This window comes from Devosia lacusdianchii (genome assembly GCF_022429625.1).
In the GTDB taxonomy this organism is placed as follows: domain Bacteria; phylum Pseudomonadota; class Alphaproteobacteria; order Rhizobiales; family Devosiaceae; genus Devosia; species Devosia lacusdianchii.
The window spans coordinates 1,222,776-1,245,919 of the sequence record NZ_CP092483.1; the positions used below are offsets into that span (position 1 = coordinate 1,222,776).

Genomic DNA, 23,144 nt, shown 5'->3' on the forward strand with positions numbered 1-23,144 from the left:
CCGATATCAGGGCCAATCCACCCCACCCTTGATCCCTCCCCACAAGGGGGAGGGTGTCGACTGGTTGTTCAGTGTTCCATAGACAGAGAGAGTTTTCATGGCCTTCCACCCCATTCGCTTCCCGCTCGATGTCGCGCTGGGCGCGCGGGGTGGGCCGGAGCGTAAGACTGACGTGGTAACGCTGGCGGGCGGTGGCGAGCAGCGCAATGGCCGCTGGCACCATTCGCGCCGGCGCTACAATGCCGGATACGGCGTCAAGTCGCGGGCCGATATGGCCGCAGTGCTTGCATTCTTCGAGGAGCGGCGCGGGCGGCTACACGGGTTTCTGTGGCGCGACGGGCTGGATTTTTCCAGCAATGGCGGCGTGCCGACGGCGTTGGACCAGGCGATCGGGACCGGGGACGGCAGCAAGACCAGCTTTCAACTGACCAAACGATATGGCGCGTCGTTCGATCCGTACCTTCGGCCGATCACCAAGCCGGTGGCGGGCAGCGTACGGGTGGCGGTGGCGGGGGTGGCACTGTCGAGCGGCTGGACGGTGGATGTCTCGACCGGCGTCGTTGGCTTCAACGTGGCGCCGGCCAATGGGGCGGCGGTGACGGCGGGATTTCTGTTCGATGTGCCGGTGCGGTTCGATAGCGATCGGCTGGATGTGGAACTCACCAGCTTCGATGGTGCCGAGGCTCCAAGCATTCCGCTGGTGGAGATCCTGCCATGAGGACGCTCGATGCGGGTTTCGCGGCGCATATAGCGCAGGGCGAGACGACGCTGTGCCACTGCTGGAAGCTGGTGCGGGTGGATGGGGCTGTGCTGGGCTTTACCGATCACGACCGGACGTTGAGCTTTGGCGGCACCGAGTTTGTGCCGGCGCATGGGCTGGATGGCAGCGAAATGCCGTCTCGGCTGGGGGCCCAGGTGCAGACCAGCGAGGTGCTGGGCGTGCTCCATGCCGAGGCAATTACCGAGGATGATATTCTGCTGGGTCGTTATGACGGCGCCGCGATCGAAACCTGGCGGGTGAACTGGGGCGATGTGAGCCAGCGGGTTTTGCTGCGGAGCGATACGATTGGCGAAATTATCCGCGAGGACGGGGTGTTCCGGGCAGAACTTCGCTCGGCACAGCAGGGGCTGAATGCCACGCATGGCCGTGTCTATCAGGGCCTGTGCGATGCGGCGCTGGGGGATGGCCGCTGCGGGGTCAACGTGGCGGCGCCGGCGTTTCGCGGCTTTGCCACGGTGACGGGGTTCGATGATCCCTATCGCATCGTCGTCTCGGGGCTGAGCGGTTTTGCGGCCGACTGGTTCGGCTTTGGCTCTGCGGTGTGGACGGACGGGCGACGGGTTGGAATGAGCGATGGCGTCACCACCCATACCCGGATCGGTGGCGTGGACGTGCTGGGCTTTTCGGTCAAGGTGGGCGACTGGGTGGCGGTGGGCGATACGCTGACCGTGACGGCCGGTTGCGATCGGCGGTTTGCCACCTGCAAGGCCAAGTTCGCAAATGCGGTCAATTTTCGGGGCTTTCCGCATATTCCGGGCAGCGACTTCGTGCTGCGGCACCCGCGCAATCAGGACGCGCTTGATGGCCGGGCGGTGGTCAAGTGAGCGCGGCAGTGGTTGCGGCAGCGCGGGCATTTCTGGGGACGCCATATCGCCACCAGGCATCGACGCCCGGGGCCGGGTGCGACTGCCTCGGTTTGCTGCGTGGGGTGTGGCGAGCGCTTTATGGCGATGAGCCAATGGCCATGCCGGCCTATCGGCCGGGCATGCGCGATCCGTTGAACGCAGGGGCGTTGCGGCTGGCCGCGGAGCAATTTCTGCTGGCCGAGCACGGGCCTTTGGCGGCGGGGCAGGTGGTGCTGTTTCGGCTAAACGGCGCCGCGGAGCCCAAGCATTGCGGGATTTTGCTGGGGCCGGACTGGTTCATCCATGCGCAGGAGCGGCTGGGCGTAGTCGAGGCGAACCTGACCGAGGCCTGGGTCACGCGGGTCAAAGGGCGGTTCCGGTTTCCTGAGGTTCTTACCTCTCCCTTGGGGAGAGGTCGGCGCGTAGCGCCGGGTGAAGGGGCCTTCTCCGAACTCTGAAGTCAGGCCCCCTCACCCGACCCAAGAGGGTCGACCTCTCCCTAAAGGGAGAGGTGAAGAAAGGAATAGTCACATGGCCACTCTGGCGCTTTCGCTGGCCGGGCAGTTTGTTGGCGGCATGTTTGGTGGGCCGTTGGGCGCGACCATTGGCCGGGCGCTGGGAGCGCTGGCGGGGAGTGCCGTCGATGGCATGCTGTTTGGCGAACAGGCCGAGCAGGCTGCCAACGATTTGCGGTTGCAGGGCTCGTCGGAGGGCGGGGCGGTGTCCCGGCTTTATGGCTGGAGCCGGCTTTCGGGCAATATTATCTGGGCGCGCGAGCTGGAACTGCTCAATGCCGACGGCGGTGGCGCCAAGGGCTTTGGAGGCGATGAGCAGGACGAGGTGGGCGCGAGCTTTGCCGTGGCGTTCTGCGAGGGTGAAGTCAGCCATATGGGCCGCATCTGGGCCGATGGGCAATTGCTGGATACCGAGGGACTGACGCTGCGCTTTTATCGTGGCAGCGAAAGCCAATTGCCCGATGGGCTGATCGAGGCCACGCAGGGCGTGGCGCCAGCCTATCGCGGGCTCTGTTACCTGGTGGTCGAGCAATTGCCGCTGAGCAAGTTTGGCAACCGTATTCCGCAACTGACCGTGGAGCTGTGCCGGGTGGTGGGCGATCTCGAGCGCAATATTCGCGCCGTGACCGTGATCCCGGGAGCAACCGAATTCGGCTACGATCCGTCACCGCGTGTGCTGGTCAAAGCGCCGGGTTCGACCATGGGCGAGAATACCCATGTGTCGCGGTCGGTCAGCGACTGGACCTGCTCGATCGATGAGCTGATGGACCTGTGCCCCAATCTCGAACACGTGGCGCTGGTAGTGGCCTGGTTCGGCAACGACCTGCGCTGCGCCAATTGCGCGGTCGGCCCGCGCGTCGAGGCGGCGAACCGCGAGGTGATCGGTCCGGGTTGGAGCGTGATGGGGCTGGGGCGCGGGTCGGTGCCCGTGGTGTCGACCCATGCCGGCGGCGCGGCCTATGGCGGCACCCCATCGGATGCGAGCGTGCTGGCGGCGATTGCCGACCTTAAGCGGCGCGGCGTGCGGGTGACGCTCTATCCGCTGGTCATGATGGATGTGCCCGTGGGCAATGGCATGCCAGACCCCTATGGCGGGGTCGCTCAGGCGGCTTATCCATGGCGGGGACGGATCACCTGCCATCCGGCGCCAGGGCGACCAGGCTCGCCAGACAAGAGCGGGGTTGCGGCGGCGCAGGTGGCGACGTTTGCCGCGGCCTATCGACAGATGGTGCTGCATTATGCGGCGATGTCGGTCGCTGCCGGGGGTGTCGATGCGCTGATCATCGGCTCGGAAATGCGCGGGCTCACCAGCGTGCGCGGGGCCGCCAACAGCTTTCCGTTCATCGACGCGCTGGTAACGCTGGCCGCGGATGTGCGGGCGGTGGTGGGACCGGCGACCAAGCTGACCTATGCGGCCGATTGGAGCGAATATTCGGGCTATCAGGCCGACGGCGAGAAGTTCTTTCATCTCGATCCGTTGTGGGCTTCGCCGAATATCAATGCTGTGGGCATCGACAACTACATGCCGCTGGCCGATTGGCGCGACGGCACCGGACATGCCGATGCGGCGCTGTCAGCGCATGGCTACGACTTGGACTACCTCGCCGGCAATATTGCCGGTGGCGAGGGGTTCGATTGGTATTATGCCAGCGACGCCGACCGGCTGGCGCAAGTGCGGACGCCGATCAGCGACGGCACCTATGGCGAGCCGTGGGTGTGGCGGTTCAAGGATATCCGCAATTGGTGGAGCCATTGGCACCACAATCGGCCGGCCGGTGTGCGGAGTGCAACGCCGACGGCCTGGGTGCCGGGATCGAAGCCAATTTGGCTGACCGAACTCGGGTGCGGCGCGGTCGACAAGGGGGCCAACCAGCCCAACATCTTTGGCGATGCCAAGAGCGCGGAGAGTGGGCGCCCGTACTTCTCGGTCGGCACGCCCGATCCGTTGATCCAACGACAGGTTTTGCGGGCGCATCAGGCGTGGTGGCGCAATCCGGCGAACAATCCGGCCGGGATGGTCGATGTCGACAGGATCTATCACTGGACCTGGGATGCGAGGCCCTATCCGGCGTTTCCAGCACTGACTGAGGTTTGGGCCGACGGCGTGAACCACCGCAGCGGCCATTGGCTGACTGGTCGATTGGGCGGCGTTGCGAGCGACGAGCTGGCGGTGGCCATCGCCGCCGAACATGGTGTGGCGCTGAGCGCCGAGCCTGCCGCGCCATTCGTCAATGGCTATGTGTTGGGCACGGCAACGACGGCCCGCGATGCGCTGGAGCCATTGATTTCGATCACCGCGACCAGCCTGCGCAACGGCGTGGATGGATTGCATCTGGGCAGTTCTCGCAGCGCCACGCCGCTGGCGGTGGATCGCGAGCGGTTGGCAGTGGATGAGGGGGCCGTGCTCACGCGGCGGCGCACCGATCCGGCCGAAGCGCCGGGACGGCTGGCGCTGTCCTATGTCGATCGCGAACGCGATTACCTCACCGGCACGGTAACGGCACTAAGCCGCGTCGATGGACCACTGGTCGGCGAGGCGAGCGCGCTGGTGCTCGATGGCTCAGGCGCGCGGCTGGCGGCGGAGCGCATGCTCGATGGTCGCGGCCTGAGGCAGGAGACGCTGGAGCTCGACCTGCCGGCCGCGATGCTGGCGCTTGAGCCCGGTGACCTGGTGGACATCGACGGTCTGGCGGAAGGGCCATTCGAGATTGCGGAAATTCGCGACGGGCTGACCCGGCGGATGACGGCCAAGACCCTGGCAGTGGGCACCGCGCTGGCGACGGAAATCGACCGGGCGCCAGCCGGAGGGAACGGCGTTTTCGTGCGGTCGCTGCCGGTGGTGGCGGTTGCTCATCTGCCGCCGCTGCCGAGCGATCCATCGCGGTCACGACTGGTTATCGGCGGCCATGCCGCGCCCTGGCCCGGAAGCCTGCAATTGGTCGACGATGCGACTGGCGCGACGCTGGCCACGCTGCCGCGCCGCGCCACGTTGGGCGTCACAGCAACCGGCTTAGCGGTTGGCCCCACTGCCGTGTGGGATCGGGGCCAGAGCCTCGAAGTCACCATCCATGCCGGCCATCTCGCTGCGGTTGAACCGTTGGCGGTGCTGGCCGGCATCAATCGGCTGGCGGTCGAAACCGATGCGGGCACTTGGGAAGTCATCGGCTTTGCCGAGGCCGCGCTGGTTTCGACAGGACTGTACCGATTGAGCGGGCTGTTGCTGGGGCTCGATGGCACTGCGGCTGGTTCGGCTGCCATTGGCCGCCGCGTGCTGGTGCTGGACGGGCGTTGCGTGACCTTGGCGGTCGAGCCGCATTGGCTCGGTGAGACCAGAGGCTTCCGTGTCTATGCCGGGCAGACCGACCTGGAAGGGACTGCGGTCTCGGTCGCAACGGGCGTCGCCGCTGCTTGGCCGCTGCCGCCGGTGCATCTGCGCGCGCTGCGATCGAGCGGCGGCTCCATCGGCCTGAGTTGGGTCCGGCGCAGCCGGGCGGATGGCGACGGCTGGGGTGTCAGCGAGAGCCCGCTCGACCACCTGCCGGAACGCTACGCGGTCAAGATATTCAACGGCACCACGCTGGTGCGGCAGCTGGACTGCACCAGTTCTTCGGCAAGCTATGGCAGCGCTGAGCAGGTGGCCGATTTCGGCGCGCCGCCGGCAAGTTTCACATTCACGGTCGCGCAGGTGAGCCCGGTGCTGGGCGCAGGCCAAGCGGCGGAGGGGTACTTCAATGGCTAGGACGCGCTTCGATATCTGCCTCGACGAGGTGCTGCGGCATGAGGGCGGCTATGCCGATCATCCCAGCGACCCCGGCGGGGCCACTAATCTCGGCATTACTCACAAGACGCTGGCGCGCTGGCGGCAGGTGTCGCCGTGGTGGAAGCTCGATAAGGCCGAGGTGCGCGAGCTGCAGCGTGCAGAAGCGGGGCGCATCTATCGGGCCAGCTACTGGGACCGCAGCAAGGCCGGCAGTCTGCCGCCCGGGCTCGATCTGGCGCTGTTCGACTTTGCGGTCAATTCGGGGCCAGACCGGGCGATCCGGACGCTGCAGGCCGAGACCGGCACCGCTGCCGACGGCCAGATCGGCCCGCTGACGCTCGATGCGGTCAAGACCCGGATCGCGGCGAAAGGTGCGGCCGACCTCATCAATGCCCTCTGCGACCGGCGCCTGTCTTTCCTGATGCGCCTCTCGACCTTTGCCGTCTTTGGCAAGGGCTGGTCGGCGCGTGTGGCCGCGGTCCGAAAAGCCGCGCTAGCTGCAGCGGGCAATCAGACCTCGACCTCAATCAAGCTAAGCAAATGGAGCGTGATCATGGAGATTCTCAACGGCAACAAGACCTACATCGTCGCAGCGTTCATGCTGCTGGCGGGCCTGGCCCAGGTTCTGGGCATCGACCTGCCGGCGCTGGAGGGCGCGTCGGCCGGCCATCTCATCATGGAGGCACTGGCCGTGATCTTCCTGCGCAAGGGGTTGAAGGGGGATATCGGGCGGGCTTGAGGCCCTTGCCATTGTCGGCCCGGTGCCTGATATTTTGACCAGAGCTCGAACGCAGGAGAGGGTGATGCCCAAGCGCATGTACAGCGTCGCCGCCCACTGGGACGACAAGGCTAGAGTCTTTTACTCGGAGAGCGACATCATCGGGCTCCATATCGAGGCATCAACCCTCGACGAGTTCGAGGCGGTGATGATGGACGTGGCGCCCGGCTTGGTGATGGCCAACCATGTGTCCAAGGCGGAATTGGCGACCACCGCGCCTGAAGACCTCATTCCGGCAATTCTCTGGCAACGACCACCAGGAAAGGCTGCTTGATTGGTCGATGGCTATTACTCGGCTGTGGTCAAGGAACTGCGGTCCCTGGGTTTTCACCACGTGAGCAATGCCAAGGGGTCGCACGAGAAATGGGTCGGCGCCGCCGGTAAGACGCTGATAGTGCCGCATAATCTCATGAGCCGGCACACCGCGAACGCCATTCTCAAGGACGCCGGAAGCGCCAAGAAGTTCTAAGCTTTTTGACTCTTTCGCCTCATTCATGTCCCATTCAGCAACTTCGCCCTAAGTTGCTCTCATGAAAACCTTGATCTCCAGATTTGTCGCATCGATCGTTGTCGCCGTGATGATTGGCCTCGCCGCTACCGGTGCGGCCAGCGCGCAGGCCTGCATCGATAGCTCGGCGGAAATCCAGGCCCTCATCAATGAGGGCCGGATCATCAGCCAGTATGACGCGCTCGCGCAGGCAGGATATAGTGACGATCAGTTGCTCAACTATCGCCTCTGCGATCAGGGCGGACAGTATGTCTGGGTCCTGGGCGTGGTCAGCAGCGATGGGACTGCTCAAAACCTGACTGTTAGCGCACAATAGCGTGACAGCGAATCGACTGGGGGCATCGATGCGTATTCTGGTTGTCGAGGACGATACCAATCTCAATCGCCAGCTCATGGAAGCATTGACCGATGCCGGTTATGCGGTGGACGTGGCTTTCGACGGCGAAGAAGGGCACTTTCTCGGCGATACCGAACCCTATGATGCCATCGTGCTCGATATCGGCCTGCCGCAAATGGACGGGCTCTCCGTACTCGAAGAGTGGCGCCGCGCCGGCAAGACCACGCCGGTGCTGCTGCTGACAGCGCGCGATCGTTGGAGTGACAAGGTGCAGGGCATCGACGCTGGCGCTGACGATTATGTCGCCAAGCCATTTCACATGGAAGAAGTGCTGGCGCGCATCCGTGCCCTGGTGCGGCGTGCGGCGGGCCTGGCATCCAACGAGATCGTCGCCGGCTCGGTGCGGCTCGACGCCCGCTCGGGCAAGGTGACGGTCGATGGCCAGTCGGTGAAGCTGACCAGCCATGAGCTGCGCCTCCTGAGCTATCTGATGCACCATAAGGGCAAGGTGATTTCACGCACCGAGCTGACCGAGCATCTCTACGATCAGGACTTCGACCGCGACAGCAACACGATCGAAGTGTTTGTCGGCCGCTTGCGCAAGAAGCTGCCGGACGACTGCATCCAGACGGTCCGCGGGCTGGGATACCAGATCGCCGAGGACTAAGGGTGCGTAAGGGCTCGATCGCGGCGTCACTGTTTTGGTTGTCGGCGGGCTGGCTCATCCTGGCGCTGGTGGCGACAGGCTTCCTGCTGACCGATCTCTATTCCCGGGCGCTGGACAACTCCCTGTCCGACACGCTCGATTTCCATGCTGAGAGCCTGACCGGCGCGTTGCTGGAAGCCGGCGATCCGCTCAGCGATGAGATCGGGGTCACAGATCCGCGCTTTGACCGCCCCCGCTCGGGCTGGTATTGGGTCATCCGCGATGCCGACGGTCAGATCTACAACCTCTCCACATCGGTGGTTGGCATCAACCTGCCAGCCATGATGGGGCCGGCCGATACGCTGGGCCGGCGCACAGCCATGATGGACGACGCCTTTGGCACCCGCATGCGCGTGGTGGAGCGCTCGGTGACCTTGGCGCCAAACACCTACCAGATCGTGGTCACCGGCAATCTCAGCGAAATCCTCGAACTGGTGGACGATTTCCGCGGTCAGGCCTTCATCGTGCTGGGGGCGGTGGGCGTCATGCTGGCCATTATGAGCGCCATCGTGGCGCGCTTTGCCATGCGGCCGATCGATCGATTGAGCGCCGCGATCGAAAGCGTGCGCGAGGGCGAAAGCGTCACCGTCACCGGCACCTATCCGCGCGAAATCGCGCCGCTGGCCGAAGAGGTCAACGAGCTGCTGCGCTCCAATGCCCAGATCATCGAGCGCGCGCGCAATCAGGTCGGCAATCTAGCGCACGGACTCAAGACACCGATCGCGGTGCTTCGCAACGAGGCCGGCGCCAAGAAGGGTGCACTCGCCGAGATCGTGCTCGCCGAGAGCGAGAAGATGAGCACCATGGTTGCCACCTACCTCGAACGAGCGCGGCTCGCGGCACGCACCTCGGTGGTCGGCAAAAAAGCCGACGCCACCATGATCATGCTGCGCCTGACGCGGGTGATGCGCAAAATCCACCCCGATGTGACTATCGCCTTCCAGCGGCCCGACGCGTCGTTGCCCTGGTTTCGTGGTGATGAGGCCGATCTTGAGGAACTGGCGGGCAACCTGCTCGATAATGCCTGCAAATGGTCCAAGGGGCAGGTGGGCGTACGGCTCGACGCCGAGCGCAGCGATACCGGTACCATGCTGTTGATCCGTATCGACGACAACGGACCCGGTCTCAGCGAGGAAGACGCCCAAAAAGTGTTGCGCCGCGGTGTCAGGCTGGACGAGAAAACGCCCGGCAGCGGCTTGGGGCTCGATATCGTCAAGGAACTGGTGGATGTGTATGGCGGAAGCTTGGCCCTGAAACGTTCAGCCCTGGGTGGGCTTCTCGTCGAACTACGGTTGCCGACTGCGAAGCTGGGGGGCATCGCAAAACCGGCCGCAGTTTGACTCACTTTTGCCGTATTACGCCAACATGAACCGCTGACATCGATAGAGATTCAAACACATGAACCGCATCGCCCTCCTCGCCACTCCACTGCTCGCTCTGACGTTGGCCGCTTGCGCCAGCACTGCACCGACGCAGGTCGCCGTGCAGGCTCCGGTGGTTACGGCACCTGTGATGAACCAGCCGCTGGTCGCGACGCCAGCCCAGACCACCCAGCAGGCCCTGCTGACCACGAGCGTCGCCAACGGCTTTGTCGATGCCGGCGCCCTGGCGCTGATGACGGCGAAGGATTCGGCGGCAGCAAATAGCGCCCAGTTCTATGCCCTGCAGTTCGGTCGCCCCGGCGCACCGCGCGCCTGGGCTGGCGACAAGGGCACGACTGGCACCGTCGCTGTCGGCCCCTATGTCCGCGTCAACAATCTTGACTGCCGCGACTTCACCCACACCGTGAAGCTCAATGGCCAGGACTACGTGAAAAAGGGCACCGCCTGCCGCGAGCAGAATGGCAACTGGGCGGTCGAACAGGGCGCCTGAGCCCGTTAAGGCGGCCGCGATCGGTCGCCCATCGGCGCACTTTCCGGCACCCTTCGGGGTAAGGATTGTTTACCAACGCACTATAGGGTTTGGATAGTTCCGCTTTCCAGACCCCTGCGTTGATGTCCCAAGCCGCCAACCGATCCAGCACGACTTCGCCGACTATTCGCCCGTCCGGCCGCGCTCCGCGCGCAGCGGGCAGGCCCTTTGCCGGGTTGATCGACGCGGTGATTGCCGAGGATCCAGCGATATTTTCGTTCCCCGGGTCGGTTGTACGCAGCCATGCCGAGGCCGGCTGGATCTGGGTGCACCGCGATCTTTGCGGCGATTTGATTCCCCCCGAAGCCATTGAAGATGGCCGTTTTTCCGCAAGCGATCTCGAGTCCATCATGCCCGAGGTGATGGTGCGGATGAAGGACGGCATCGCCAAGGGGCAGCAGGACCCCGAACTCGGCCGCCGCATGCGCGCCATGCTGGGCAGCGACGAGGCCCGAGATGCGCTGCCGGTATTGCTCAATGCCCTGCGCGCCCGCCCGCTGCTGTCCAAGGCGCAGGCCTTCGGCAAGGCCATCAATACCATCACGGATGATGCAGCGCTTGGTGTGGCGTTGCAATCCATGCCCTTGCAGGATCCGCCGCTGGCGTCGCTGCTGTTTCATGCCGCGCTGGGCCAGGTCGCCAATCCGACGCGCGTCGTCACCACCATCATCAGGCTTTCCGGCAATGCGACCGAGGTTGGCGTCGCAAGGAGCGGCTTCACGCCAGTGGTCGAGGCTATTCTGGCGCATGCGCAGAACCAGCTCCACCTGCTGCAGGCCACCGGGCCGTTCGCCGATATCGACATGGTCTGCCGGGCGCTGGACCGCTTCCACCGCCTTGTCCGCTCGTTGACCGGTTATGTCGAATTCACCCGTGGTAGCCGCTGGGCCACCGTGCTGTCGGCCATTACCAAGCAGGTGTCCGACCGCATGGAGCCGCGCCTGCGCGAGATCGTGTCGGACATGAACCAGTCGCTGCGTCGCGGCCGTGAAGGCAGCGTCGATCGCTTGGACAGCGACCGGCTACTGGCCGCATTGAACGGCGTCTACCTGCTCCGCACGATCAGGGACTGCCGCGACTCGCTGGCTCTCAATGCCCTGTTCGATCAGGCATGGAGCCAGTCGGGTCAGGCGCTTGAGATGCACTTGCAGCGCAATCTCGATCTGCTGCGACAAAATCCGGGCGACGACATCGTTTCGGCCCGGCTTGATGTCGGTATCAAGATGGCCCAGCTCCGCTTCAATCCCGAATATGCCGAAACCCTGAAACGCGCCCGCGCCGCGGCCGAGCGGCGCAGCTGATCAGGCCGACCTATAGGCCGAGACCAGACGCACCGCGATAGCCCGGCCTTGCTCGCGGACTGAGGCCGTCTGCTCTGGCTGGGCAAAGTCCCGGTCGATCAATGCGATAGCGGCGCCGTCGACCATGCCGGCCACAACGCCAACGGCCGCCATGGGATCGGTCGCGTCGGCATTGCGATGCATAAGAGCGCCGACTTCGAGCACGCGCAATTCGGTTGGGGCAATCATCCAGAGGTTGGCCTGACCGCCAAATCGTCCAGCGAGATAGCCGGGCAGCACAAAGCTCTTCGGTGCGCTTACCGCAGGCTTGGACAAGGCCTCGGACAGGGCCGCGATGGCGACCATCGCGACGCGCTCTTGTGCGACGATGCCGGCGCTGGTGGCCGGGATGGCACCCAGCTGCACGCCGGCGGCGATATCGGCAATGTCGAGCGGCTGTGGCGTATCGGCCAGCGACCATCCGGCCGACTTGGGGCCGAACGGAAGCCACGCCGGCCAGCGCGACGGCTTCGTGCGCGGGCGCACGATGTAGCGGCGGCCCGCATCGAGGAACGCCGGGGCGGCGGGCTCGGCGACATCGCCCGAGACAGGCGCGGGCGCATCCGGCGTTTCATAGATCGGATCGATGATGTGTTCGTGCACATCACGGGGCTTACGGCCGAGCAGCATATCTACGGCATACCCGCCGCTGGCGAGGCAGGCGCGATTGCTGACATAGCCGGCCGCACTGCCGGCGAGAGCGATGCCGGCCGGGCCGGGTTGCGCTTCCAGTTGAGCGGAGACGGCATTCCAGCGGCTCGGCCCACCGGCCATGTGCCACAAGGTCAGGTCGGGCTGCCATCCGCCGCTGACGATGAGGCGATCGACCCCAATATCGTCTTCCACGCGGTCAAACCCTCCGAAAGCCAGTTGCGGCGTGATCGTCAGTCCCTTGCCCTTGGCGGCGGGCCGCGCACTCGCCGGGATCGTGCCGGCGGCGAGGGTGATGCCATAGGCCTTGGAGAACTCGATGAACCGCGATTGCGGCAGCGGTCGGCCGTCGATGATGCGGGGGATCGCCACGCCGGCGTCACGCGCCAGCATGGCGAGGCGATAGGCCGGGCTGCTGACCGTGGCAAAGAGCGCCGATTGACCCGGCCAGACGCCATAAAGATACGCCATCTCGAAGGCTTCGAGCGTTCCGGCGATGCCCGGGAGGCGGTTGCCCGGAAATACCGGCAGCCGTTCGATCGTGCCGGTCGCCAGCACGATGCGTGGCGCGTGCAGATCGACGACGCGCGGCGCGGGCGCACCCCCTGCGGTGTCGATGACATGCACCCGGATTGCCCCGGGCCGGGCCGCGAAGACCTCAGCATGCGTCAGCACGCTGATCGCGTCAGAGCGGGTGACGGCATCGACCAGGCGGTTGATGCTTTCGTCGGGCTTCTCCTCATCCTCGAGGGTGCCGAACAGCCTGGCATGGCCGCCGAGGCGCGGCCATGCTTCGACCAGCGTGACGCGTAACCCGGCCTTGGCGCCAGCCAGAGCCGCCGATAATCCGGCGAGGCCGCCCCCAACCACGATCAGATCATTTTCGGGGCCGGCTTCGGCGCTGCTGGTGAACCAGGGGCGCTGCATGGCGTCGGGGCGATTGAGGTCGAGGCCCAGCGAGCGTTTCGGCCGCCTGAGCCGGCGCAACAGATCGGCTGCGCCACCCGATCGGCTGGCGGCGGGCAGCGTCACGTAATCGGCGTCGGCCAGGGCAGGGGTGCGCTCCATCGCCAGCGCTTGTTGGGGATCACGCGCCAGGCTCACCGGCGCGATCGCCGGGACGTGCCGGGCGCTGAGGCCAAGCTCCGCTTCGTGGCGGCGCCCGGCGGTGTCTATGCCTGAGGCGAGGACCGCGCTGAGCACGGTATCACCGGCAAAACCTTCGATCACCCGGCCATCAAGGCGAAACTGCAGCGCCTTCTGGTGGTCGATCGCCGTGCCCGCCAGCCGATTGTCCGCGCTCAGGCGATTGGGTTGGCCCTTGGTCATCGCGGGTCCCCGATATCGGCGACAATGCTGCCGCTGGGGTTCCGGGTTACCAGCCTGGCTCCAAGCCAGATATTCTCGCTTTCCGAGGCTACCCCGCACAGCCAGCGCGCAATGGCTGGCGCGAGGAAGGCGCCGATCGTGTCGAAGCCGGCCAGGATATCCGGCCCCGCGCCACCTGCCCGGCCAACAGCGGGTGCGCCGTCGCTGGTGAGGATGCGCTCGTAGCTCGATTGCCCGGCCTGGCGGAACGATCGCGCGCGCCCCAGCAGCACGCCGAGGGCGGCCGCGAACTGGTCGATGCTGCCGGGTCCGAACGCGACAATGCCGCGCTCGGTGTGCTGGGTGAGGATGACGCCGGTATCGTGCTGATGCATCACCGTTGCAGCGATGGCCGCGGTGGGTTCGGTAAGGATGGTCGAGCTCACCTGACGCACCAGCAATTCAGGCCACTGCGAGGCCGGCAGGTGGGTGAGGATGGCGTCGTCATCGGCCAGGATGGTCTGGCCGATCTCGATCGTCGTATCACCCGCGATGGCTTCGGCGCTACCATCAGCCCGCAATATGAGCGGCGTATCGGCATCGAGCCGGCGCACCTTGCATTGCTCGAGCCAACGGTCCAGCGCCGGCTCCAGCATGGCGCGATGCAGCATGACCGCGTCGCGCAGCACCAGCCCGTCGCGCCCGCTGCCCAGCAATGTCGCCGGTACCCGCTCGGCGGCATGCCCGAAGGCGGCTGCCATGTGCCGCACATGCGCCAGCGCCTCACGACCGGTCGCACTGTCGGCGAAAAAGATGGGGTCAAGGCGAGACCAGCTGCCGCGCTTGCCGATGCGGGCCACGAGCTTGGTGGTTTCGGGCAGGGTGGATTTGAGCAGCGCCCAGGTCTCAGGCCGCGTGACCAGCGCCGATGACAGGTCGATGCCGCGCGAAAGCCGGTAACCCGATTGGCTTTCGCCCTTGAACACCACCGACTTGCCGTGGCTGGACGCCAGCAACGCGGCAACCAGCCGGGCTTGGGGCGTGGCGCCCAATACGGCGAAATCGGCATGCGCTTGGGTCATGCAGCCGCCGGGGCCTGTGGCAATGCGTCCGGCTCACCGATACGTGTTTTGGTGGTTTTTCGCCGTAGTCGGCTTATACATGGCGCTTCCTTGCCGCAGGCCGGCCTCAAGCGTCCAGGGTCCATGCTTTTCTGGTTTATCGCCATCGCCGTTACCGCCATTGCGTGCGCTGCACTTTTCTACGCAGCGGGCCCCCGCGTGGTCAACGCAGGTACTCCCGAATTGGACGATGCCAACAGCCATTTTCGCCTTGTCCTGTCGGGGATTGAGGCCGATCTGGCGGCCGGCAAGCTGGGCGAGGCCGAAGCCACCGCCGCCAAGGGCGAGCTGGCGCGCGAGATGCTGCGACTCAAAGCCGATGACGCACGACGTGTTTCACGGTCGGGGCAGCCTGGCCCATTGGCTCGCGGCGCGTTGCTGGTGGTCGCTGCAGCGCGTGGTGATCTGGCCGGCGAAGCGCAACGCATTGAAGACGACGGTGCCCGCCGCATCTGGTCGAATAGTTTTGGGCAGGCTCCTTTATTCGTTGGGTTGGCGCTGATTGCGGCTGTCGCCCTGGGCCTCTATGCCCTGTTGGGCAGCCCCGACATGCCCAGCCAACCTCTTGCGGGGCGGCAGGACGTTGCCGCCCAGTCCATCGACCTGGGCGACGCCATTACCCGCATCGAAGCCGCTTTGACGGCTAACCCCGACGATCTGCGCGGCTGGACGGTGATCGCCCCCGTCTACATGGAAACCGGCCGCTTTGCCGACGCGGCGCGCGCCTATCGCCGGGTGATCGAGTTGAGCGGCGCAACCCCGGATGTGCAGACCAGTCTGGCCGAGGCCCTGATGTTCGAGGCTGGCGACGGTAGCTCGGCTGAAGCCATGGATTTGCTGCGCCAGGCCGCCGCCGGTGACCCCAACCACGCTCTGTCGCGCCTCTATATTGCCGCCGAGCTGACGCGTCAGGGCCAGTTCCAGGCCGCCGTCACCGCCTGGAACGAGGCACTGGCCTTGTCCAAAGGCGACGAGCCCTGGCTGCAGGCGGCACGGCAGGGGCTCGCCACCGCCCAGAACAATGGCGTGGAGCCAACCAATCCGCAGGAAGCCGAGATGATCGCCCAGATGGTGTCGGGCCTCGCCGCACGCCTGGCCGAGCAGGGCGGTTCGATCGAGGAGTGGACCCAGCTGCTGCGTGCCTATCTCGTGCTGGGCGATACCGAAAAGGCGCAGGCGACCGTCGATGCGGCGATCGCGGCCTATCCGCTGACATTCGATCGGGGCGATCTCGACGCCGTGGCGCTCGGCGCTGGCCTAACTCTCAACGGAGCCACCCCATGACTGTGCAAGCTGACCTCCGCAGGAAGGGCTGGACGCGAAAGCAGAAGCGTCTGGCGCTGATCGCCGGCCTGGCCGTGGTCATTGGTCTCGCGACGACGCTGGTGCTGGTCGCCCTGCGCGACCAGATCGTGTTCTTCTATTCGCCATCCGACGTGATCGCCCGCGACGTCGCCGCCGGCCAGCCGATCCGGCTCGGTGGCCTGGTCAAGGACGGAAGTTGGGTGCGTGACGGTCAGAACAACAGCTTTGTGGTCACCGACGGCGCGACCGATATCGCTGCGCACTATACCGGCATTCTCCCGGACCTGTTCCGCGAAGGACAGGGCGTGGTGGCGGAGGGCGCGATGGGTCCGGACGGACAGTTCATCGCGTCCAATGTGCTGGCCAAGCACGACGAGAACTACATTCCCAAAGAGGTCGTCGAGGCGCTGAAGGCCAGCGGCGAGTGGCGACCGGAGGCAGGGCAGTGATGGCGGTTTGGCCAAGCATCTCTTCACCTCTCCCTTTGGGGGAGAGGTCGGCCGCAGGCCGGGTGAGGGGGCCTTTCCCCCGCAGCGCATCCAGAAACGGCACCCTCACCCGACCCAAGAGGGTCGACCTCTCCCCCAAAGGGAGAGGTGAAGGTGGTGCCGAGCGGCCTTGCGGGGGCAGCCATCTATGAGCATCGAACTCGGCCACTTCGCCCTCATCCTCGCCTTCGCCGTGGCGACCGTCTCGGCCATTGGTGGCTATGCCTTCTGGCGCTCCGGGCAGCGCCTTGCACTGGTGCTGAGCCAGGCCGCGGTGCTGCAATTCGTGCTGGTGGCGGTAGCCTTTGCCGCGCTGATCCAGGCTTTCGTGACTTCAGATTTCAGCCTGCTGCTGGCGGTGGAGAATTCCCATTCGCTGAAGCCCCTGATCTTCAAGATTTCCGGCGTTTGGGGCAATCACGAGGGCTCAATGGTCCTCTGGATCCTGATCCTGGTGGCCTTCGGCGCCATGGTGGCCGCCTTTGGCCGCCGCCTGCCCGCCGACCTGCTGGCGCTGGTTCTGGCAACGCAGAGCCTGCTGACTGCGGCGTTTGCCGGCTTCACCATCTTCACCTCCAATCCCTTTGCCCGCATCTTTCCGCCGCCGATGGAAGGCAATGACCTCAATCCGGTATTGCAGGATATCGGGCTCGCCATCCATCCGCCGCTGCTCTACGCCGGCTATGTCGGCTTCTCGATCTGTTTCTCCTTCGCCATTGCGGCGCTGATTTCCGGCCGCATCGACCAGGCCTGGGCGCGCTGGGTGCGGCCCTGGACCATGCTGAGCTGGACCTTCCTCACCTTGGGCATCGCCATGGGCTCGTACTGGGCCTACTACGAGCTCGGCTGGGGCGGCTGGTGGTTCTGGGACCCGGTCGAAAATGCCAGCTTCATGCCCTGGCTGGCCGGCACGGCGCTGCTGCATTCGGCTCTGGTGATGGAAAAGCGCAACGCGCTCAAGATCTGGACCATCTTCCTCTCCATCATCACTTTCAGCCTGTCGCTGCTGGGCACATTCCTCGTCCGCTCCGGCATCCTGACCTCGGTGCACACCTTTGCCAGCGACCCGACACGCGGGCTGGTGATCCTGTCGCTGCTGGCGCTGGTCATCGGCGGCGCCTTCTTCCTGTTCGCGCTGCGGGCTTCGAGCCTGCGGCAGGGCGGGCTGTTTGCGCCGGTCAGCCGTGAAGGCGCGCTGATCCTCAATAACCTGTTCCTCGCGACTGCCGTTGGCGCTGTGCTGGTCGGCACGCTCTATCCGCTGGTGCTCGATGCGGTGGCGGGCACGACGATCTCGGTAGGGGCGCCGTTCTTCAATCTGACCTTCGGCGCGCTGATGGCGCCCCTCTTGCTGGTGCTGCCATTCGGGCCGCTGCTGGCGTGGAAGCGCGCCGATATCGTCGGGGCCGCGCAGCGCCTGATCGGCGCCGCTGCGCTGGCGATTTTCGCCACCATCCTGATCTCGGCCCTCGGCGGGGTTTCGATCTCGCTGGCCCCGCTCGGACTGCTCCTCGGCTTCTGGGTGGCGTTCGGCGCGGTGGCCGAACTGGTTGATCGCAGCAAGATCGGCCGCATTCCCCTGCGCGAAAGCTGGCGCCGGCTCGTGGGCCTGCCCCGCAGTGCCTGGTCCACCGCCATTGCCCATTTCGGCATCGGTATCACCGTACTCGGCATTGTCGCGACGTCGGCCTGGGAAACCGAATTGGTCACCACGCTCAATCCGGGCGAGAGCGCCGAGCTCTCGGGCTATGTCGTGACCTTCGACAGCTTCGATCAGGTTCCCGGGCCCAATTACGTGTCCGATGAAGGGCGCTTCACCATCACTGCGCCGGACGGCGGCAAGCGGCAGGCGATCGCCGACCGGCGCACCTATGTCGCGTCAGGCATGCCGACCACCGAGGCGGCCATCGAGACCTATGGCTTCTCGCAAGTCTATCTGCAGCTCGGCGAGCCGCTGGAGGACACCCATGTGGTCCGCGTCTGGCACAAGCCCTACATCACCCTGATCTGGCTGGGGACGATCCTGATGGCCCTGGCGGGCGTGCTGTCGCTGACCGATCGCAAGGTGCGGGTCGGCGCGCCACGCCGTGCGGCCAAGCCGGTACCGGGGTTGGCGGAATGACCTGGATGCGTGCACTCGCCTTGCTGTTGGTGCTGTGGACGGGCCCGGCCCTGGCGCTGAGCCCCGATGAAATCCTGCCCGACCCGGTGCTGGAGCAACGCGCCCGCGATATCTCGGCGGGGTTGCGGTGCCTGGTCTGCCAAAACCAATCCATCGACGACAGCGATGCCGACCTCGCCAAGGACCTGCGCGTGCTGGTGCGCGAACGGCTGGTGGCCGGCGACAGCGACGAGGCGGTCCGGCAGTACGTGGTCGATCGCTATGGCGAATATGTGCTGCTCAATCCCCGGCTGGGTGGTCACACCATCGTGCTGTGGATCGCGGCGCCGCTTCTACTGATCGTCGGGCTGGGCACGCTCTGGGTCGTCGGCCGGCGGCGTCGCGTGGTTGAAGCCGGGTTGAGTGTGGAAGAGCAGGCCGCGCTCGACGAGCTGAAATAGGCATCATCTTTCATAACACCGGCGTTCCCGCGGGCTCGACCTGAGGGCCACTATCAACACGGCGCAAAGCGGCGAATGACCTCGGGTCAGGCCCGAGGGAACGCCGGTGGATGGTATCGAGCAAACTTCGCAGCAGCATTGTGGCCACCGATCGCCCCAATCCCGCCCGCAACATTGCCAAAGCTTAATGTTGGCGCAACCTCGCTGAAAGCTCGACCGTTCCATATCTATGCCCCACAAGCTGTTGAGGGCTTGCCGAAGGAGATCAGTTTCCATGCGCCCGACTATTCTTACGCGTACCCGCCGCTGGCTTGGGGCTTCCGCCCTCGCACTGCTGGTTGGCATCGGTGGCGTGTCCACCGCTTTCGTCTTGACCGGCCAGGTTGCGACTGCCCAGGTGCAGAACGCAGCACAGATCGTCGTGCCGCCCGCGGCCCAGCCGCAAGCCGGCTTTGGCGATCTCGTGGCGGCGGTGAAGCCTGCCGTGGTCTCCATCCTCGTCGAAGCCGAGGAAAGTGCTGCGCAGATGGAGCGGCGCGGCGGCGGTCAGTTCAACTTCAACTTCCCCGATCTTCCGCCCGATCACCCCTTCCGTGACTTCTTCGACCAGTTCGGTGATCAGTTCGGCCAGGGCGGTCCGCGCGGTGGCGACGAACCCACGCCGCGTCATTACATGGCCGCTGGCTCGGGCTTCGTGATTTCGGCTGACGGCTACATCGTCACCAACAACCACGTCGTCGAGGATGCCACCAAGGTTACCGTCGTGTTCGACGATGGTAGGGAAGAGGTCGCCACGATCGTCGGCACCGACGAACGCACCGATCTTGCCGTGCTGAAGATCGAAGGCACCGATCTGCCCTTCGTCGGCTTCGAGACCGAAGCCAGTCGCGTCGGCGACTGGGTCGTGGCCATCGGCAATCCGTTCGGCCTCGGCGGCACCGTGACGGCGGGCGTTATCTCCGGTTCCGGCCGCAATATTGGCGGCTCCAACTATGGCGATTTCCTGCAGATCGACGCCGCCGTCAACACCGGCAATTCGGGTGGTCCGGCCTTCAACACCAAGGGTGAAGTGCTCGGCGTCAACACGGCGATCTACTCGCCCAATGGCGGCAATGTCGGCATCGCCTTCGCCATTCCGGCCGCGACCGTAAAGGGCATCGTCCAGCAGCTGATCGAAGATGGTTCGGTGACCCGCGGCTATCTCGGCGTTTCCATCCAGGACGTGACGCGTGATATTGCCGATGGTGTTGGCCTGGCCAATCCCAAGGGCGCCATCGTCCGCGAACCCGCCACCGATGGCCCTGCCGGGGCAGCCGGCGTCAAGTCTGGCGATATCATCACCGCCGTCGACGGCGATCCGATCGATGACGCGCTGGACCTGAGCCGCACCATTGCCGGCAAGGCTCCTGACTCAACCGTCGAGCTGACCATCTGGCGCGATGGTGCCGAGACCAAGCTGTCGGTGCAGTTGCAGACTCTGAACGAGGATGCCACCGCCACTCAGACCGATCAGGACGAACCCGTGCCGCCGGCTCCGCTGCCGAGCGAATCCAGCGTCGGTCTGACGCTGGTGCCGAATTCGGATGGTTCGGGCGGCCTGCTGATCCAGGACGTTGCGCCTGACTCGCAGGCTGCTGAGAAGGGCCTCGCCGTGGGTGATGCCATTCTCGAGGTCAACAACACGCCGGTCGCCAGCCTCGAAGAGTTCGAAGCCGCGATCGCCGCGGTCAAGGCCAAGGGGCTTAACACCGCCCTGGTCAAGGCCAGCCGCGACGGCGAAGCCCGCTTCATCGGCCTGCCGCTGAGCGAGTAAGTCGAAAACGCCGACGTTTCAGTCGGTCTCCCTCCCCCTTGTGGGGAGGGAAGCGAGATAGGACTTAGCGTGAGCTAAGTCTGTACATCGAGCAGGGTGGGGGTATCTTTCCGCGGGTCCAATGCGTGTGACACCCCCATCCTTGATCCCTCCCCACAAGGGGAGGGAGATGACTGAGGGATTTGCGCCAAAGGAGCGTCGCGGTGAAGATTCTGCTGATCGAAGATGATCGCGAGGCCGCGAGCTACCTGATCCAGGCCCTGGACGAGGCCGGACACATCACCCATCACGCCACTGACGGCGAGACCGGTTACGCCATGGCCTCGGGCATGGACTACGAAGTTCTCATCGTCGACCGTATGCTGCCGCGCCGCGATGGCCTCTCCATCGTCGAGTCGCTGCGCGCCGAGGGCGACAAGACCCCGGTGCTCATTCTCTCCGCGCTGGGCGAGGTGGACGACCGTGTGACCGGCCTCCGCGCCGGCGGCGACGACTACCTCACCAAGCCCTATGCCTTCACCGAACTGCTCGCGCGTGTCGAAGTACTCGCCCGCCGCTCCAGCCCCTCCGAAGCGGCCACCAGTTATGATGTCGGCGATCTGTCGCTGGATCGGCTCTCGCGCAAGGTCGAGCGCGATGGCGAAACCATCCTGTTGCAGCCACGCGAATTCCGCCTGCTCGAATATCTGATGAAGAATGCCGGCAAGGTGGTGACCCGCACCATGCTGCTCGAGAACGTCTGGGACTATCATTTCGACCCCCAGACCAATGTCATCGACGTGCACATGTCGCGCTTGCGCAGCAAGATCGATAAAGGTCATGCCTCGCCCCTGCTGCACACCGTTCGCGGCGCCGGGTACATGATCCGCGAGTAATCCGTGAACCGCTTCGCCCAACTCTGGCGCACTTCGACGGTCAGGCTGACGGCGACGTTCATCCTGATCTTCATCATCTTCTCGATTCTGCTGCTGGGCTTCATCGGCTGGCAATCGAGCGTGCAGATCCAGCGCCAGCAGGCCAACGATATCGACAATGAAGTGCAGGTGCTTCAGCGCATCGATGCCAATCAGGGCATCCGGGCGCTGGCCTTTGCCGTGGAGCGGATATCGCGCGCGCCGGGGCCGGGCGTTTACTACCTCGGCGACGCGACGGGCCAGTATTTGCTGGGCAATGTGGCGGACGTGCCGGCCAACGTCCTGATTGAGCCGGGCACCTACAGCTTCGACTACGAGCGCGCCAATCCCTTCATCGATCCGCCCGGCGATAATCCGTCTGACGCGCCGGCCAATGCCCGGCCCAGGAAGACCGGCTTCGCCATCGTGCGTTCGGTGGAGCTCAGCAATGGCATGCGATTGGTGGTCGGACGCGACGTGGTCGAGCGACGCGGCTTCTCGGCCATCATCGTGCAGAGCTTTCTGTTCGGCGTGCTCGGCATCATCGTGTTCTCGGTCATTGCCGGCGGCGTCACGGCGCGCCGGGTGCTGAAGCGTATCGACACGATCCGCGATACCTCGACCAAGATCATGTCCGGCAACCTCTCCGAGCGAGTGCCCATTACCAAGCGCAATGATGAGTTCGATGGCCTCGCCACCAATCTCAACGCCATGCTCGATCGCATCGAGCAGCTGCTGCAGGGCCTCAAGGAAGTCACCGACAACGTCGCGCACGACCTCAAGACACCGCTGACGCGCCTGCGTAACCAGGCCGAGACGGCCCTGCGCGATGGTTCGAGCGATGAAGCCCGCCAGCAGGCGCTCGAAACCACGATCGCCGAGAGCGATCGCCTGATCCAGACCTTCAACGCGCTGCTGATGATTGCCCGGGCCGAAGCCGGCGCGCCCTCGGGCGCGCTGACCGATGTCGATGTTAGCGCTGTCGTGGCCGACGTCGCCGAGCTCTATGGGCCGGTGGCCGAGGACGCAGGCATAATCGTCGAAACCGCCATCGCCGACAGGGTCACGCTGCGGGCCAATCGCGAACTGATCGGCCAGGCTATGGTCAACCTGCTCGAAAACGCCGTGAAGTATGCCAAGCCCGACGGCGAGGGCACCGGCAAGATTACCGTCGGCCTGCGTCAGGCCGAGAACCGCGTGCTGATCGAAGTGGCCGACAATGGCCCCGGCATTCCCGAAGAGGATCGCAAGCGCGTTCTCGAACGCTTCGTCCGCCTCGAAAAGAGCCGTTCCGAATCCGGCTCCGGCCTGGGTCTGTCGTTGGTAGACGCCGTGGCGCGCCTTCACGGCGGGATGTTCCGTATCGAGGACAATGCGCCGGGGGTGCGGGCGGTGATCGATTTGCCTGGTGGATAGCAAGAATACCCCCACCTAGCCTCCCCCTACCAGGGGGAGGCTAGGAGGGGGTACTCTTCCTTGCCGCCACCTTGCTCGCGCTCCGCCGCCAAGCTATCCCTCGCAC

The 23,144-nt window shown here is 65.2% G+C and carries 21 protein-coding genes; 19 read left to right on the forward strand and 2 right to left on the reverse strand.

Annotated elements, in window-relative coordinates; all coding sequences use genetic code 11:
* The first annotated feature begins 97 nt into the window (after nt 1–97).
* From MF606_RS06025 to MF606_RS06080, 12 genes are all read left to right on the forward strand, one after another.
* A complete protein-coding gene (locus MF606_RS06025) occupies nt 98–718 on the forward strand; it encodes a DUF2460 domain-containing protein (RefSeq protein ID WP_240232905.1) in 621 nt (206 codons plus the stop codon).
* Complete coding sequence (locus MF606_RS06030) at nt 715–1,605, forward strand: DUF2163 domain-containing protein (protein ID WP_240232906.1); 891 nt, start codon at nt 715–717, stop codon at nt 1,603–1,605. The genes MF606_RS06025 and MF606_RS06030 overlap by 4 nt, the downstream gene beginning before the upstream one ends.
* 8 nt (nt 1,606–1,613) lie before the next feature.
* The gene (locus MF606_RS06035; RefSeq protein ID WP_240233794.1) at nt 1,614–2,084 is read left to right on the forward strand and encodes an NlpC/P60 family protein; all 471 of its coding nucleotides are present in this window, start codon (nt 1,614–1,616) and stop codon (nt 2,082–2,084) included.
* A 73-nt stretch (nt 2,085–2,157) separates the two neighbouring features.
* Nucleotides 2,158–5,880 carry a baseplate multidomain protein megatron gene (locus MF606_RS06040; RefSeq protein ID WP_240232907.1) on the forward strand — a complete coding sequence of 1,241 codons (3,723 nt, stop codon included), beginning with the start codon at nt 2,158–2,160 and terminating at the stop codon, nt 5,878–5,880.
* Nucleotides 5,873–6,640: a glycoside hydrolase family 108 protein gene (locus tag MF606_RS06045; RefSeq protein ID WP_240232908.1), complete on the forward strand. Its 768-nt coding sequence runs from the start codon at nt 5,873–5,875 to the stop codon at nt 6,638–6,640. Before MF606_RS06040 ends, MF606_RS06045 begins: the two co-directional genes overlap by 8 nt.
* 64 nt (nt 6,641–6,704) lie before the next feature.
* Nucleotides 6,705–6,953 carry a DUF1902 domain-containing protein gene (locus MF606_RS06050; RefSeq protein ID WP_240232909.1) on the forward strand — a complete coding sequence of 83 codons (249 nt, stop codon included), beginning with the start codon at nt 6,705–6,707 and terminating at the stop codon, nt 6,951–6,953.
* Nucleotides 6,954–7,148 (forward strand): type II toxin-antitoxin system HicA family toxin, encoded by a 195-nt coding sequence (locus tag MF606_RS06055; RefSeq protein WP_240232910.1) that lies wholly within the window; start codon nt 6,954–6,956, stop codon nt 7,146–7,148.
* 61 nt (nt 7,149–7,209) lie between these two features.
* Nucleotides 7,210–7,503, forward strand: coding sequence for a hypothetical protein (locus tag MF606_RS06060; protein WP_240232911.1), 294 nt, complete (start codon nt 7,210–7,212; stop codon nt 7,501–7,503).
* Nucleotides 7,504–7,531: 28 nt separating this feature from the next.
* The gene (locus tag MF606_RS06065) at nt 7,532–8,191 is read left to right on the forward strand and encodes a response regulator transcription factor (RefSeq protein WP_240232912.1); all 660 of its coding nucleotides are present in this window, start codon (nt 7,532–7,534) and stop codon (nt 8,189–8,191) included.
* A 2-nt stretch (nt 8,192–8,193) separates the two neighbouring features.
* Nucleotides 8,194–9,570 (forward strand): sensor histidine kinase, encoded by a 1,377-nt coding sequence (locus MF606_RS06070; RefSeq protein ID WP_240232913.1) that lies wholly within the window; start codon nt 8,194–8,196, stop codon nt 9,568–9,570.
* A 58-nt stretch (nt 9,571–9,628) separates the two neighbouring features.
* Entirely contained in the window at nt 9,629–10,102 is a 474-nt protein-coding gene (locus MF606_RS06075; protein ID WP_240232914.1) for a hypothetical protein, read from the forward strand.
* Between the two features lie 122 nt (nt 10,103–10,224).
* A complete protein-coding gene (locus MF606_RS06080) occupies nt 10,225–11,442 on the forward strand; it encodes a hypothetical protein (protein ID WP_240232915.1) in 1,218 nt (405 codons plus the stop codon).
* On the opposite strand, the gene MF606_RS06085 is transcribed toward MF606_RS06080, so the two are convergent.
* Nucleotides 11,443–13,461, reverse strand: coding sequence for an FAD-dependent oxidoreductase (locus MF606_RS06085; RefSeq protein ID WP_240232916.1), 2,019 nt, complete (start codon nt 13,459–13,461; stop codon nt 11,443–11,445).
* Nucleotides 13,458–14,522 carry a hypothetical protein gene (locus MF606_RS06090; protein ID WP_240232917.1) on the reverse strand — a complete coding sequence of 355 codons (1,065 nt, stop codon included), beginning with the start codon at nt 14,520–14,522 and terminating at the stop codon, nt 13,458–13,460. Before MF606_RS06090 ends, MF606_RS06085 begins: the two co-directional genes overlap by 4 nt.
* 123 nt (nt 14,523–14,645) lie before the next feature.
* Between MF606_RS06090 and ccmI the strand changes: the two genes are divergently transcribed.
* The 7 genes from ccmI to MF606_RS06125 all read left to right on the forward strand — a co-directional run bounded on the left by ccmI (nt 14,646) and on the right by MF606_RS06125 (nt 23,038).
* Nucleotides 14,646–15,845, forward strand: a complete 1,200-nt coding sequence (gene ccmI / locus MF606_RS06095; protein WP_240232918.1) for a c-type cytochrome biogenesis protein CcmI — start codon at nt 14,646–14,648, stop codon at nt 15,843–15,845.
* Nucleotides 15,842–16,315, forward strand: a complete 474-nt coding sequence (ccmE, locus tag MF606_RS06100; RefSeq protein WP_240232919.1) for a cytochrome c maturation protein CcmE — start codon at nt 15,842–15,844, stop codon at nt 16,313–16,315. Before ccmI ends, ccmE begins: the two co-directional genes overlap by 4 nt.
* Before the next feature lie 187 nt (nt 16,316–16,502).
* On the forward strand, nt 16,503–18,476 hold the full coding sequence (locus MF606_RS06105; protein ID WP_240232920.1) for a heme lyase CcmF/NrfE family subunit: 1,974 nt from the start codon (nt 16,503–16,505) through the stop codon (nt 18,474–18,476).
* Complete coding sequence (locus MF606_RS06110) at nt 18,473–18,916, forward strand: cytochrome c-type biogenesis protein (RefSeq protein WP_240232921.1); 444 nt, start codon at nt 18,473–18,475, stop codon at nt 18,914–18,916. The genes MF606_RS06105 and MF606_RS06110 overlap by 4 nt, the downstream gene beginning before the upstream one ends.
* A 274-nt stretch (nt 18,917–19,190) precedes the next feature.
* Nucleotides 19,191–20,729, forward strand: coding sequence for a Do family serine endopeptidase (locus MF606_RS06115; RefSeq protein WP_240232922.1), 1,539 nt, complete (start codon nt 19,191–19,193; stop codon nt 20,727–20,729).
* 203 nt (nt 20,730–20,932) lie between these two features.
* On the forward strand, nt 20,933–21,604 hold the full coding sequence (locus tag MF606_RS06120) for a response regulator transcription factor (RefSeq protein ID WP_240232923.1): 672 nt from the start codon (nt 20,933–20,935) through the stop codon (nt 21,602–21,604).
* A 3-nt stretch (nt 21,605–21,607) separates the two neighbouring features.
* Nucleotides 21,608–23,038, forward strand: a complete 1,431-nt coding sequence (locus MF606_RS06125) for a sensor histidine kinase (protein ID WP_240232924.1) — start codon at nt 21,608–21,610, stop codon at nt 23,036–23,038.
* Nucleotides 23,039–23,144 lie beyond the last annotated feature (106 nt).

What these genes read in the sequence shown, in the direction of transcription:
- MF606_RS06025 (WP_240232905.1), top strand. Translation starts at nt 98, where the DNA reads ATGGCCTTCCACCCCATTCGCTTCCCGCTCGATGTCGCGCTGGGCGCG.
- MF606_RS06030 (WP_240232906.1), top strand. Translation starts at nt 715, where the DNA reads ATGAGGACGCTCGATGCGGGTTTCGCGGCGCATATAGCGCAGGGCGAG.
- MF606_RS06040 (WP_240232907.1), top strand. Translation starts at nt 2,158, where the DNA reads ATGGCCACTCTGGCGCTTTCGCTGGCCGGGCAGTTTGTTGGCGGCATG.
- MF606_RS06045 (WP_240232908.1), top strand. Translation starts at nt 5,873, where the DNA reads ATGGCTAGGACGCGCTTCGATATCTGCCTCGACGAGGTGCTGCGGCAT.
- MF606_RS06050 (WP_240232909.1), top strand. Translation starts at nt 6,705, where the DNA reads ATGCCCAAGCGCATGTACAGCGTCGCCGCCCACTGGGACGACAAGGCT.
- MF606_RS06060 (WP_240232911.1), top strand. Translation starts at nt 7,210, where the DNA reads ATGAAAACCTTGATCTCCAGATTTGTCGCATCGATCGTTGTCGCCGTG.
- MF606_RS06065 (WP_240232912.1), top strand. Translation starts at nt 7,532, where the DNA reads ATGCGTATTCTGGTTGTCGAGGACGATACCAATCTCAATCGCCAGCTC.
- MF606_RS06075 (WP_240232914.1), top strand. Translation starts at nt 9,629, where the DNA reads ATGAACCGCATCGCCCTCCTCGCCACTCCACTGCTCGCTCTGACGTTG.
- MF606_RS06080 (WP_240232915.1), top strand. Translation starts at nt 10,225, where the DNA reads ATGTCCCAAGCCGCCAACCGATCCAGCACGACTTCGCCGACTATTCGC.
- MF606_RS06085 (WP_240232916.1), bottom strand. Translation starts at nt 13,461, where the DNA reads ATGACCAAGGGCCAACCCAATCGCCTGAGCGCGGACAATCGGCTGGCG.
- MF606_RS06090 (WP_240232917.1), bottom strand. Translation starts at nt 14,522, where the DNA reads ATGACCCAAGCGCATGCCGATTTCGCCGTATTGGGCGCCACGCCCCAA.
- ccmI (WP_240232918.1), top strand. Translation starts at nt 14,646, where the DNA reads ATGCTTTTCTGGTTTATCGCCATCGCCGTTACCGCCATTGCGTGCGCT.
- ccmE (WP_240232919.1), top strand. Translation starts at nt 15,842, where the DNA reads ATGACTGTGCAAGCTGACCTCCGCAGGAAGGGCTGGACGCGAAAGCAG.
- MF606_RS06105 (WP_240232920.1), top strand. Translation starts at nt 16,503, where the DNA reads ATGAGCATCGAACTCGGCCACTTCGCCCTCATCCTCGCCTTCGCCGTG.
- MF606_RS06110 (WP_240232921.1), top strand. Translation starts at nt 18,473, where the DNA reads ATGACCTGGATGCGTGCACTCGCCTTGCTGTTGGTGCTGTGGACGGGC.
- MF606_RS06115 (WP_240232922.1), top strand. Translation starts at nt 19,191, where the DNA reads ATGCGCCCGACTATTCTTACGCGTACCCGCCGCTGGCTTGGGGCTTCC.